Source organism: Microcystis sp. T1-4 (assembly GCF_000297435.1).
GTDB lineage: Bacteria > Cyanobacteriota > Cyanobacteriia > Cyanobacteriales > Microcystaceae > Microcystis.
Map to the genome: position 1 here is coordinate 1 of NZ_CAIP01000043.1, position 12,015 is coordinate 12,015.

A 12,015-nucleotide genomic window follows, 5' to 3' on the forward strand; every position below is an offset into this window, starting at 1 on the left:
TGTGGGATTTATTGGGAGTTTCCCTGATTTGTACCCAGTAACGGGGCGGCGTAAATTCTCTTAATCCCTTCTACAGCACAGCTTATGGCTTTTTGTCAACGGGGAAGTCCAGTAATACACCAAATTAGCTGAAACAATCCACTACTGAATGTACAGCCCTGAGAGCAGAAATCCTTCAGGCTGATAATATTTGCCTATTACCTATTGGGTGTAGGCAGGTAAGTCTTGACTCATTTGATTTAAGTTGCTGGCAATGGCTTTCATCGTCATAAAAGCCGAGCTAAAGGCGATTAGCTCATTTAAGGGATAACTTCGACTCTCAACCCGCAAGCTCAGTAATTGCTTCTCAAGAGATTCAATTTCTTGGATGAGCAATCCTAACTTTGGTGGGTTGAGAATTACCTGGGCAGCGATCGCCTCAGCAATCTCATCAAAAGCGATCGCGGTCTGTTGTGCGATCGCTTGTAATTCAGGTAAAAACTTTTGTCGTATCGGTTCAGGAAGCGGTTGCTGTAGCACATCTTGTAAAGCATCCAGTTGAGCCGAGAGTTTTTGTTCGTAGCCGATGGAGAAATTCCAAAAATTTTGGTGTTTGGTTGCTAAAACTGTGGAAATTTGTTCGAGACTGGCAATCTTAACCGAGGCTGGATGTTGAGCGATCGCCACTGTGATGGCCTGCTTCAGTTGGGCGATATCTGACGGTGGTATCGTATCCTGAAAATAGCCTGACAGCAGTTTTTGATATAGCTGTCCCATTTTCTTAAAAGTCACAGAAAAATCTGTTTCCAGTTGGTTTGTAGCCGATTTTGTCATAAATACAGTGGTCAGCAACACCCCCAGAAACGCACCTACGGGAACTGAAATCAGTGCGGCCCAAATTCCTTGCTCGAAAAAAGGAAAAATATCCTTCCCGATGGCATCGGCTGCTACAATCGCACCGATGCGAGCGATTGGCGTAAACCCCAGCCAAGCACAACTGAAGTAGGCGAAAAAATAAGCCAGACTGCTACTAAAAGGATTATAACCAAAGGACTTGACCAACAGGTAAATACAGAGAATCGTCAAACTCAACGAAACAGTTGCCGCCCAACCGATCGCGATCGCTCGCCCCCTTGTCGGTTGAATGACAGTGACCACTGCACCTATGATCACAATATCTGCCACTTTTTCGTAAGCAGAAGGATAGGGAAACTCGATGTGACGAATAATAGCCAGTAACAAACCAATAACCACGCCAAGACTGACAATTTCTCTCAGGCGTTTTAGGGATATAGGGGCCCATTTGGGAAAGGTAATCAGGTGTCTTCGCCTGAAAGTTGCAGTTACTTTGGTTTTATCGATTATCCTGCCTCCTAATCCCTCGCATTGTTGGATAAATCGAGATACAAGTTGAATAAATTGATAAAACTGTAGTGATTCTTGAACATCATACCGGTCAATCTCTCCACTTGTTCGGAGATGATCAAGTTTACCCCCAATATTCGCTAAATCTTCTTCTAATTCTGTCAGGTAAGGGGTAGCTAAGATTTTTTTGCCGTTACTCAAATCCCTCAAGCTATCAAAGCTGTCGGTAAGATGAGTCGCCAATTGGTGAAATTCCGCCCTGAACTGACCCACTAAATTTTGTTCATGCTTTTCGCCTTTAAAAGCCATCAGATCAGCTAATTGTCGAGTCAATTGGTTCTGAATTGCCAAGATTTCACTCCAATTTTCTGCCACCAATATCTCACTACCGAATTCATGGGTTGCTTTTGTGAGTGTTGAAAGGCTAGTTTGTGTTGATTTTTTAATCTGATTGAGTAAGTTAAGCTCGTTCTGCTCAATAGAAAGAGAATAATCCCGCTCCTCGACCTCAGTTTTTAAGTGGCGATCGAGGATTTTTTGGAACAAGCGCGGTATATCTTGAAGGATTCCCATCAAGTTCCGGTTGAGATCGGATCGAGTATTCTGGGGCCAAAATAGTAAGGCCACAGCAATTCCCACAGCGATTCCGATCCAGTTATCGATCAGGCGCGACCGCAAATAGAGCCAGATATCTTGTTGTGCTGATGTTCCTACCACTCTCATGGCAATTAAAGCGCCCAGTAGTGTGGCTTGGGAATAAGCGGCTTGCCATCGGTAAGTTTCACAGATCAGGGCGGCTAAAATGTAGGTGAGAGAGGGAATGACAAAAAAACTTGAGCCTTGGATTCCGTAGGCGTTCACCAGGATAGCCGCAATGATTCCCCCCAAAGCACTTCCCCCCAAACGCCCCAAACCTGCCGCGATCGCACCTCCCATGGATGGCTCAATCAGTACAGATACATACCCAAAGACGGGATAGACAAAGTTGTCTAATACATTTCCTCGGTGCCAAAAGAAACTCGTTAAGAGAGCAGCACCTAGGGAAAATTTCAATCCCTGTCTGATCATTAGCCCGTTTTTACTGTCCAAGGTATCTCTATATCCTTTTTCGGCTTACTCATTGTTACTCATTAATCGCTCGCTCAATCCCATATAAAATTAGTGCCAAAAACGTCACCAACCAAAACCAAAGCTGAGGAGGCTCACTATGGATCAGGATTACTAAGACAAACGCTGCGGCGATAATCCACCACTTAAACCACCAAGTCCACCATTGAGAACGTCTTTTCGGATTTTCCATATTAGGTTTAACCGTTTATTCTAGTCGTTGTTTCTTTCAGCTACTTACGCTCGCAAGATTGTGGTTAACGATCGTACACCCCTGTAATCCAGCGAAAAGCAGGGGTTATATAACTCACTAAAGAACGCTCTTCTACCACGGCATGGACATCTGCGGTAGTCCCGTTGGTAATTGTTTGGGGCGCTCCCTTGGCTTGGGTCCAGTAAAAACCACTCGGTGTATTGCGATCGACCTTCAGGGCTAAAGTGGCTTTGATAACACTTGCATTGACGGGTATAGGCTTATCGCGATCGTCTTCATCTCTACCCAGAAACAGCTTGCTGGCGAGTTCATGACTTCCGACTATATTTGCTAGTTCTGCCACAGTTACCGGCTGCTGATCGACGGTAATTACCTTAGCAACGATACCCCCATAGCGTTCGCGATCATAGAGATCGGGAACGACTTCTACTTCCTGGCCCGGTTCTAATCGTTTGGCATCACCGCTCTTAAACAAGGCCACCACGTTGGTCTTGGCCTTTAGATTGGAGACTTCTAACGTACCGATGCGCCCCCCCGGAGCCAGGACTTCCCCCGGATTAACAGATAAGTCTAAAATCTGGCCGTTGTACAGACTCACTACATTTTTGTTGGCTTGAATAGTGGTTCTTAACGTATTAATCTCTCGTTGCTGGTCAGCGATCGCATTGTAACGAAGAATATCACTGGCTGTATCTTGCAGGTCTATTTGCCGTTTTTCCGTGTTTAGTATATTATTCTGGGCCGTCAATGCGTTCATCTGCGCTCGCAGGCTTTCATCAACCCCCTTCAGGCGATCGAGTTCTATTTGGACGCGATTGATACTATTAGAAGCCTCTAGATTATTGAACTGAAACAAATAGGAGGGAAAATCTAGCTTCGCGACAGCCCCCTCTTCGATAAGTTTATCGTAGGCGGCTAGTCTTTCATCCGTTGAGTTCTGGAAATTTTTAAGGTATCGAGCATGGGAGAGATAGGCTTCTCGCTGTTTTTGATTACTGGATAATTGAACTTGAAGTGCTTTAATCTGAAGCTGATTGGCCTTTTGCTGGCGATCTATTGAGGCTGCATTCAATTGGCGACGACTCACTTCAATAGAGTCAACTCTTTTATCCTGCTGCTTGAGATCTGCTAGTCTATCCTTTTTATCTTTTAATTCTGTTTCTAATTCAGGAAACTCTAAAGTTGCCAGTAACTGCCCTTTTTTGACAGAATCTCCCGGTTGAATCAGGAGGGTTAACACCCGCCCACCTTGACGGGGTTCGATATTAACAATAGAACGAGGAATCAAAATGACCGCTCGTCCTTGAACAGGAGTCGGAATCTTACCAACTATCGCCCAATAACTCAGTCCTCCGAGCAAAAGACCCACCGGCATTAAGCGCAGGATTATCTCCCCTAATCTTCCTGTTGGCTCCGAATATTTAAACGGTTTTTCCGAATCAATTTTAGGAGCAATTCCCGTTTTTATTTGATTATCATCCTGACCTTCTATCCTAGCCTGCGTTGTTTTCTTCGCACCCATATCTGGCTGCTGATGATTCTGATCAGACATAGATTCGGCTTGATTCTTTGCCATTGTACTGAAATGAGTAAAAATCACTTAATTTGTAACATGATAAACATTCAGAGGATATTACTTTAGACTAGGAAAATCCTCTGAAAAAATCGCTCAAGCTATTTTTGACATAAGATAACTAGGCTACCTCGAAAGATTTACCGAAGGCTCAAACCTTTAAAATTTCCTGTAAGAAACCTAATAAAGTATTACTCTTGATGTGACCTAAAACAACCTAATAGGCATCAAGTGTTTGAGTCCAACACTCCGACTAGAGAGATAATCTATCGAACGAATTTACACCATTCCAGCTTTTAACTTACATAAGGCGTATAGTCTCATTGTAACCGTTCAGGGGGGGGATGTCAAGCCGCCAGTGGCATTGACTCCGTGGAAGGACTCTCTTGGGGCAGCACAGAGATGGATACTACTCTTTCACATTAGCCGCTCTTTTCCACGTCTTTTTAGATTACTAGATTTTGTCCCCCCCCTGAACGGTTACTTCAAGGGAGAAAAAGCGATCGGGCTATAATAGAGAAAATTTTATTTTAACTTGAGAAAATTCATTATGACAGCCACTATTGAAGACATTCGGGCAATACTAAAGGAATTGGCCCAATCCCAACAAGAGTTATCCCAATCCCAACAAGAGTTATCCCAAGCTCAAAAAGAGTTATCCCAAGCTCAAAAAGAAACGGATAAACAAATCAAGGAAACAGATAAGCAAATTAACAGAGTTAGTAAGCAGATTGGGGAGTTGGGCAATCGTTTAGGAGAGTTTGTCGAGTGGCAAGTACGTCCTGCGGTGGTGCGTCTGTTTCAAGAGCGGGGTATTGATGTGCATGAGTTTCACCCCGGCATTTCGGTAAAACGGGATAATGAGGGTTTAGAGATTGATCTATTGGTAGTGAATGATACGGATGCCATTTTAGTGGAGGTCAAAAGTAAGTTAACTCAAAGGGATGTGGATGAGCATTTACAACGTTTGGCCAAGTTTAAGCGGTTAATGCCTCGTTTTCGAGATGTAAAGGCCTTAGGAGCGGTGGCAGCGATGATTGTTCCCGATGAGGTGGCGAGTTATGGTTGTCGTCAGGGTTTGTTTGTGTTGGTGCAGTCAGGGGAAAATGTAATAATTTTGAATGATGCAGAGTTTACGCCCCGGGTTTGGTAGGTTTAGCTTTTTCTCGAAATCTTATAGGTTCTGTGCGATCAGTTTAACTTACAATATGAGCGATCTTTGTGTCCTTTGTGTCTTTGTGGTTCGTTCCACCCCCTCGCTCTTGAGAAATATATCTTAAAATACATTTTACCCACCAAACCTGGGACAGCCGATTCCATTCCTGCCAATAATCAACGCTAAAATTATACTAAATCCCTTGAGTATAGGCTACATCACTTTAACTTAAGAAAATTCATTATGACAGCCACTATTGAAGAGATTCGGGCAATACTAAAGCAATTAGCTCAATCCCAACAAGAGTTATCCCAAGCTCAAAAAGAAACAGATAAGCAAATTAACAGAGTTAGTAAGCAGATTGGGGAGTTGGGCAATCGTTTAGGAGAGTTTGTCGAGTGGCAAGTACGTCCTGCGGTGGTGCGTCTGTTTCAAGAGCGGGGTATTGATGTCCATGAGTTTCACCCTGGCATTTCGGTAAAACGGGATAATGAGGGTTTAGAAATTGATCTATTGGTAGTGAATGATACCGATGCCATTTTAGTGGAGGTCAAAAGTAAGTTAACTCAAAGGGATGTGGATGAGCATTTACAACGTTTGGCTAAGTTTAAGCGGTTAATGCCTCGTTTTCGAGATGTAAAGGCTTTGGGAGCGGTGGCAGCGATGATTGTTCCCAATGAGGTGGCGAGTTACGCTTGTCGTCAGGGTTTATTTGTGTTGGTGCAGTCAGGGGAAAATGTAATAATTTTAAATGATGCGGAGTTTACGCCTCGAGTTTGGTAGGTTTAGCTTTCGTTCCACCCCCTCGCTCTTGAGAAATATATCTTAAAATACATTTTACCCACCAAATCCAAGAGAGCCGATTCCATTCCTGCCAATAATCAACGCTAAAATTATACTAAATCCCTTGAGTATAGGCTACATCACTTTAACTTGAGAAAATTCATTATGACAGCCACTATTGAAGAGATTCGGGCAATACTAAAGCAATTAGCTCAATCCCAACAAGAGTTATCCCAATCCCAACAAGAGTTATCCCAAGCTCAAAAAGAAACGGATAAACAAATCAAGGAAACGGATAAGCAAATTAACAGGGTTAGTAAGCAGATTGGGGAGTTGGGCAATCGTTTAGGAGAGTTTGTCGAGTGGCAAGTACGTCCTGCGGTGGTGCGTCTGTTTCAGGAGCGGGGTATTGATGTGCATGAGTTTCACCCTGGCATTTCGGTAAAACGGGATAATGAGGGTTTAGAGATTGATCTATTGGTAGTGAATGATACGGATGCCATTTTAGTGGAGGTCAAAAGTAAGTTAACTCAAAGGGATGTGGATGAGCATTTACAACGTTTGGCGAAGTTTAAGCGGTTAATGCCTCGTTTTCGAGATGTAAAGGCTTTGGGAGCGGTGGCAGCGATGATTGTTCCCAATGAGGTGGCGAGTTACGCTTGTCGTCAGGGTTTATTTGTGTTGGTGCAGTCAGGGGAAAATGTAATAATTTTGAATGATGCAGAGTTTACGCCCCGGGTTTGGTAGGTTTAGCTTTTTCTCGAAATCTTCTAGGTTCTGTGTGATCAGTTTAACTTACATAGGGTCGATCTTTGTGTCCTCTGTGTCTTTGTGGTTCGTTCCACCCCCTCGCTAGGAGAAATTTATCTTAGAATACATTTTACCCACCAAATCCAAGAGAGCCATTTTTGTTACGATATACTGAACAGAAATCTGAATTGTCCCTCGTTTTAATCGGTGAGAGTATGAGCTATGCCTGATTCACCAGAAGTACAACAGAACTTTAATGCACCCGTTTACGGAGTAGCCGGAAAAGTTGCCGGAGACCAAATTATCTACCCCTCTTCTCAGAAGCAAGATTTAGCCGAAGCTGCCGCAGAAATTCAGCGATTGCTCAAACAACTGGAAGAGACAAATCCCACTGCGACGGAAAAACAAAAGGAAGCTTACATCAATGTGGCGGTGTCAACTCCTGTCAGAAAGCGATTGCTAGGCGCGGTGACATCAGGGGGAAAAGCTGCCCTTGAGGAATTTCTAGATAATCCTTACCTCAATGTAACAATGGCTTTAATTGAAGGTTGGAAAACAGCAGAGTGATATTGAGATGGGTTACGAATCCATCCTACAATGTGGCAAAGGAGGTATCCGAGCAATGGCAGAAGAGTCCAAGATTGAGCAAAACTTCAACGCACCAGTTTCTGGTGTTGCTGGGAATGTAGAGGGAGACCAAATCATCGGCGATAAGGTACTTGGCGATAAGGTACTTGGCGATAAAATCATTCAACTCCCTCAGACTCCCCAAGCGGAAAAACCAGCAGAATCGCCGAATAATCTCAATCGAGCGCGGACTGGGGCGGTTAATTTTGTGGGGCGTGAAGATGCAATGGTACAACTGCACCACCAGTTACAGCAACAAGAAAGAATTGCGATTACCGCCGTCGTTACGGGAATGGCAGGAGTGGGTAAGACAGAGTTAGCACTCCAGTATGCCCTACATCATAAGAAAAAATCGACTTATCCCGGCGGTATTTGTTGGATAGGGGTGCAAGCGGAAACGGTGGGGGTACAACTATTAGATTTTGCTAAGTCACTGTTGGGTTTGTTTCCCCCTGAAGATTTGAATTTGCGGGGGCAATTGGATTATTGTTGGGCGAGATGGCAACCGCCGGGGGATGTACTGCTAATTTTAGATGATGTGCATCAATATGAGGAAATCCAGGATTATTTGCCTCCCCAAGAACAACGCTTTAAGGTGTTGATTACGACGAGGCAAAATTGGCTGGCAGCATCGTTTGAGCAGTTGCGCTTACCCGTTTTAAGCGAATCAGCCGCCCTTGCTTTACTGGAATCTCTGATTGGTACGTCGCGTCTGCAAGCTGAATTAGAGGTAGGGAAGGGGCTATGTGCGTGGCTAGGGTATTTACCTTTAGGGTTGGAATTGGTGGGGCGTTTCCTCAAACGGCGTAATAATTGGACATTGGCAAGGATGCAACAGCAGTTGATAGATAAGGGTTTACAGTTGTCTGCTTTGCAGAATCCTTCGGGAGATATGACGGCGCAAAGAGGGGTAGAGGCTGCTTTTGAGGTGAGTTGGGAGGCGTTGAATCAGCCAGCGCGAGATTTAGGCTGTTTTCTCAGTCTCTTTGCTTTGGCTCCTATTCCTTGGCGGTTGTTGATAGAGCGGTGTTTGTCTGCTGAGGATGAGGAGGAGTTGGAAGATATTAGAGAGGAGCAATTACTCAATCTTCATCTGTTGCAAGCGGTAAAAGGAGAAGTTTATCAGTTTCATCCGTTGGTGCGACAGTTTTTTCAAGCTAAGTTGGCACTGCGAGAGGATGGAGATGAGTTGAAACGCTCCTTTTGTCGGGGCATGGTTGAGGAGGCAAAGACTATTTCTCAATATTTAACTAAGGAGCAAGTAGAAACTGTCGCCCTATCTATTCCCCATATTGCGGAGTCAGCGACGGAGTTGGAACAATGGCTGGAGGAGGAGGATTTAATCCCGTCTTTTGAAGGATTAGAGCATTTCTATTATGGGCAAGGATTGTACGAACAAGCTGAACCTTGGTGTAAGCAATGTCTAGAAGTAACTCGCCGCCGCTTGGGAGAAGAACATCCCTCTGTTGCTAATTCTCTCAACAATTTAGGAGACTTATACCGTTCCCAAGGAAGGTATGAAGAAGCTGAACCCCTCTATTTACAAACATTAGAATTGTTGAAACGACTATTAGGGGAGAATCATCCCTATGTTGCATCTTCCCTCAACGGTTTAGCAGTATTGTACCATTTACAAGGAAGGTACGAAGAAGCTGAACCACTCTATTTACAAGCATTAGAATTGAGGAAACAACTATTAGGGGAGAATCATCCCGATGTTGCTACTTCCCTCAACAATTTAGCAGGATTGTACAAATCTCAAGGAAAGTACGAAGAAACAGAACCCCTCTATTTACAAGCTTTAGAATTGAGGAAACGACTATTAGGGGAGAATCATACTGATTTTGCTACTTCCCTCAACAATTTAGCAGAATTATACCGTTCCCAAGGCAGGTACACAGAAGCGGAACCTCTCTATCTAGAAGCATTAGATTTAAGAAAACGACTCTTAGGAGACAATCATCCCAAGGTGGCACAATCCCTCAACAATTTAGCGGGATTGTACTATTCCCAAGGCAAGTACACAGAAGCAGAATCTCTCCTTCTGGAAGCATTAGATTTGTATAAACGACTCTTAGGAGACAATAATCCCTATGTGGCACTTTCCCTCAACAATTTAGCAGGATTATACAAATACAAAGGCAGGTACACAGAAGCGGAACCCCTCTATTTACAAGCTTTAGAATTGTATAAACGACTCTTAGGAGACAATCATCCCTCTGTGGCAAGTTCCCTCAACAATTTAGGACTATTGTACAGATCACAAGGCAGGTACACAGAAGCGGAACCCCTCTATTTACAAGCTTTAGAATTGTATAAACGACTCTTAGGAGACAATCATCCCCTTGTGGCAGATTCCCTCGCCAATTTAGCAGTATTGTACGAATCCCAAGGAAAGTACGAAGAAGCAGAACCTCTCCATTTACAAGCATTAGAATTGAGGAAACGACTATTAAGTGACAATCATCCCGATGTTGCTATTTCTCTCAACAATTTAGCATCATTGTACAATTCTCAAGGAAAGTACGAAGAAGCGGAACCTCTCTTTTTACAAGCTTTAGCAATTGCCGAGCAAGCTTTAGGGGAGAATCATCCTACTACTGTTAGGATTCGGGAAAACTTAGAGTCGCTCCCGTAGGATGGGTTATTAACCTATCCGATAATACAACAATATAAAATAATACAATCACCTTCAATCAACCAAACAATCATGACTACACTCAAAGATATTGAATCCGCGATTCTCCAGTTGCCTGACGAAGAAATCCATCAATTATCAGCTTGGTTACAAGACTATCTTGATGATAGTTGGGACAAACAGATAAAAAACGATCTCGAATCAGGGAAACTCGATCGACTATTACAAAAAGTCAACAATGATATCAGTAACAATCAAGTTAAGCCTTTAGATGAAATCCTTAACAACTCCTGATTTTTGGCAATGTTATGCCAACTTACCTCCCTACATTAAGCAACAGGCAAAAAAAGCCTATCGTCTCTGGATTAGTAATGTTTTCCATCGATCATTACATTTCAAGAAAGTAGGGAAAAATGTTTGGTCAGTCCGAATAACTGAGAATTATAGAGCTTTAGCATTGAAAAAAGGTGAAGATTATTACTGGTTTTGGATTGGTTCTCATGATGAGTATGAAGAGTTAATTAAATAGAAGGAGAAAATTAACCATGCTAGAGCCTAAAGAATTTCGCAATATTATCCACCAATATTTTACTGAAGTTACCTCACAGGAATTTCTGGCAAATCAAAAAAAATACTGTCCAGAAATTTTTGAAGGCGATAACTATCCCAATATCACTGAAAATCTTAATAATTTAGCAAAACTCTACCAATCTCAAGGAAGATACGAAGAAGCTGAACCACTCTTAATACAAGCTTTAGAATTGAGAAAACGACTATTAGGGGAGAATCATCCTACTACTGTTAAGATTCGGGAAAACTTACAAACGCTGCGACAACAGCAACATCCATCGTCTTAACTGTGATTGATGGGATTATGGGATGGACTATAATTGAATTAATCACTGATAACTGATATAGGCTATAGTTGAAGAACTTACAAAGGTAAAATTATGACCATTAAAGAACAACTAATTCATGAAATTGAAACAGTATCCGATGAGGTAATAGAAGAAGTTTTTGACTTTTTATTGTTAGCCAAAATCAAACATCATCGATCGCAAGAACAATCTAAACCTTTCGCGCGATTTATCGAAGAACTCACTGCTGATATTCCTCAAGAAGTTTTAGATACCTTACCAACCGATAGTGCAGAGCAACATGATCATTACATCTACGGTACTCCTAAACATTAACCATGAAGCAAATTTTTGCCGACACCTTTTATTGGATCGCTTTACTCAACCCCAAAGATGACTGGCATCAAATCGCACTCAACTATGCTCATAATTGTATCAATGATCAACTAATAACAACGGATGGCATTATTGATGAGATACTGAACTATGCTTCATGTAGAGGAACTATTATGAGACAGAAAGCACTCTTAATGTGTACGCAAATGCTACGGGAAAAAACAATACAAGTTATTTCCTATACACCAGAATTACGTCAATTAGGTTTTGAATTATATAAACAACGGTCAGACAAAGGTTATAGTATTACAGACTGCATATCAATGATAATTATGCAACAAATGGATATTTTTGAAGTGCTTACCCATGACAAGCACTTTACCCAAGAAGGTTTTATTATTCTTTTTTAAACAATAGAACTACTATAAAATGGAGTCAACGACTATTAGGAAAAATCACTCTACTACTGTTAAGATTCGGGAAAAGTTTACAAATGATGCGACAACAGCAATATCCATCGTCTTAACTGTGATTTATGGGATTATGGGATGGACTATAATTGATCATTGATGAAGACTTGCTGAATACAACACAATCATAGTATTCATTCAATCATTTCAATCATAGTTT

Annotated in this window: 13 protein-coding genes; 10 read left to right on the forward strand and 3 right to left on the reverse strand. The window is 42.3% G+C overall.

From position 1 onward, the window contains the following. Positions 1–201: 201 nt before the first annotated feature. The 3 genes from MICAI_RS02445 to MICAI_RS02450 all read right to left on the reverse strand — a co-directional run bounded on the left by MICAI_RS02445 (position 202) and on the right by MICAI_RS02450 (position 4,241). Positions 202–2,412: an FUSC family protein gene (locus MICAI_RS02445; RefSeq protein ID WP_008197324.1), complete on the reverse strand. Its 2,211-nt coding sequence runs from the start codon at positions 2,410–2,412 to the stop codon at positions 202–204. A gap of 55 nt (positions 2,413–2,467) precedes the next feature. Beyond that, positions 2,468–2,644 carry a hypothetical protein gene (locus MICAI_RS26225; protein WP_170915562.1) on the reverse strand — a complete coding sequence of 59 codons (177 nt, stop codon included), beginning with the start codon at positions 2,642–2,644 and terminating at the stop codon, positions 2,468–2,470. A 64-nt stretch (positions 2,645–2,708) separates the two neighbouring features. Next, on the reverse strand, positions 2,709–4,241 hold the full coding sequence (locus tag MICAI_RS02450; protein WP_008197325.1) for an NHLP bacteriocin system secretion protein: 1,533 nt from the start codon (positions 4,239–4,241) through the stop codon (positions 2,709–2,711). A gap of 547 nt (positions 4,242–4,788) precedes the next feature. On the opposite strand from MICAI_RS02450, the gene MICAI_RS02455 reads away from it, so the two are divergent. The 10 genes from MICAI_RS02455 to MICAI_RS02500 all read left to right on the forward strand — a co-directional run bounded on the left by MICAI_RS02455 (position 4,789) and on the right by MICAI_RS02500 (position 11,795). Then, positions 4,789–5,391 (forward strand): DUF3782 domain-containing protein, encoded by a 603-nt coding sequence (locus MICAI_RS02455; protein WP_008197326.1) that lies wholly within the window; start codon positions 4,789–4,791, stop codon positions 5,389–5,391. 246 nt (positions 5,392–5,637) lie between these two features. Continuing rightward, entirely contained in the window at positions 5,638–6,177 is a 540-nt protein-coding gene (locus MICAI_RS02460; protein ID WP_008197327.1) for a DUF3782 domain-containing protein, read from the forward strand. A 165-nt stretch (positions 6,178–6,342) separates the two neighbouring features. Next, positions 6,343–6,924 (forward strand): DUF3782 domain-containing protein, encoded by a 582-nt coding sequence (locus tag MICAI_RS02465; protein WP_008197328.1) that lies wholly within the window; start codon positions 6,343–6,345, stop codon positions 6,922–6,924. Positions 6,925–7,149: 225 nt separating this feature from the next. Beyond that, positions 7,150–7,494, forward strand: a complete 345-nt coding sequence (locus tag MICAI_RS02470) for a hypothetical protein (RefSeq protein WP_008197329.1) — start codon at positions 7,150–7,152, stop codon at positions 7,492–7,494. 55 nt (positions 7,495–7,549) lie between these two features. Continuing rightward, positions 7,550–10,192: an FxSxx-COOH system tetratricopeptide repeat protein gene (fxsT, locus tag MICAI_RS02475; RefSeq protein WP_157221710.1), complete on the forward strand. Its 2,643-nt coding sequence runs from the start codon at positions 7,550–7,552 to the stop codon at positions 10,190–10,192. Positions 10,193–10,264: 72 nt separating this feature from the next. Then, positions 10,265–10,486, forward strand: a complete 222-nt coding sequence (locus MICAI_RS02480; protein ID WP_002736659.1) for a hypothetical protein — start codon at positions 10,265–10,267, stop codon at positions 10,484–10,486. Continuing rightward, on the forward strand, positions 10,464–10,721 hold the full coding sequence (locus tag MICAI_RS02485) for a ParE family toxin-like protein (RefSeq protein ID WP_002737575.1): 258 nt from the start codon (positions 10,464–10,466) through the stop codon (positions 10,719–10,721). The genes MICAI_RS02480 and MICAI_RS02485 overlap by 23 nt, the downstream gene beginning before the upstream one ends. Positions 10,722–10,737: 16 nt before the next feature. Further along, complete coding sequence (locus MICAI_RS02490) at positions 10,738–11,049, forward strand: tetratricopeptide repeat protein (RefSeq protein WP_008197331.1); 312 nt, start codon at positions 10,738–10,740, stop codon at positions 11,047–11,049. Between the two features lie 93 nt (positions 11,050–11,142). Continuing rightward, positions 11,143–11,385 carry a hypothetical protein gene (locus MICAI_RS02495; RefSeq protein ID WP_002735297.1) on the forward strand — a complete coding sequence of 81 codons (243 nt, stop codon included), beginning with the start codon at positions 11,143–11,145 and terminating at the stop codon, positions 11,383–11,385. Positions 11,386–11,387: 2 nt separating this feature from the next. Beyond that, entirely contained in the window at positions 11,388–11,795 is a 408-nt protein-coding gene (locus MICAI_RS02500; protein WP_008197333.1) for a type II toxin-antitoxin system VapC family toxin, read from the forward strand. Positions 11,796–12,015: the final 220 nt, after the last annotated feature.

Bases quoted from the DNA above. Each gene is read 5' to 3' on its own strand.
- MICAI_RS02470 (WP_008197329.1), top strand. From the start codon at position 7,150: ATGCCTGATTCACCAGAAGTACAACAGAACTTTAATGCACCCGTTTAC.
- MICAI_RS02485 (WP_002737575.1), top strand. From the start codon at position 10,464: ATGAAATCCTTAACAACTCCTGATTTTTGGCAATGTTATGCCAACTTA.
- MICAI_RS26225 (WP_170915562.1), bottom strand. From the start codon at position 2,644: ATGGAAAATCCGAAAAGACGTTCTCAATGGTGGACTTGGTGGTTTAAG.
- MICAI_RS02460 (WP_008197327.1), top strand. From the start codon at position 5,638: ATGACAGCCACTATTGAAGAGATTCGGGCAATACTAAAGCAATTAGCT.
- MICAI_RS02455 (WP_008197326.1), top strand. From the start codon at position 4,789: ATGACAGCCACTATTGAAGACATTCGGGCAATACTAAAGGAATTGGCC.
- MICAI_RS02495 (WP_002735297.1), top strand. From the start codon at position 11,143: ATGACCATTAAAGAACAACTAATTCATGAAATTGAAACAGTATCCGAT.
- MICAI_RS02480 (WP_002736659.1), top strand. From the start codon at position 10,265: ATGACTACACTCAAAGATATTGAATCCGCGATTCTCCAGTTGCCTGAC.
- MICAI_RS02445 (WP_008197324.1), bottom strand. From the start codon at position 2,412: ATGATCAGACAGGGATTGAAATTTTCCCTAGGTGCTGCTCTCTTAACG.
- MICAI_RS02465 (WP_008197328.1), top strand. From the start codon at position 6,343: ATGACAGCCACTATTGAAGAGATTCGGGCAATACTAAAGCAATTAGCT.
- MICAI_RS02490 (WP_008197331.1), top strand. From the start codon at position 10,738: ATGCTAGAGCCTAAAGAATTTCGCAATATTATCCACCAATATTTTACT.
- fxsT (WP_157221710.1), top strand. From the start codon at position 7,550: ATGGCAGAAGAGTCCAAGATTGAGCAAAACTTCAACGCACCAGTTTCT.
- MICAI_RS02450 (WP_008197325.1), bottom strand. From the start codon at position 4,241: ATGGCAAAGAATCAAGCCGAATCTATGTCTGATCAGAATCATCAGCAG.
- MICAI_RS02500 (WP_008197333.1), top strand. From the start codon at position 11,388: ATGAAGCAAATTTTTGCCGACACCTTTTATTGGATCGCTTTACTCAAC.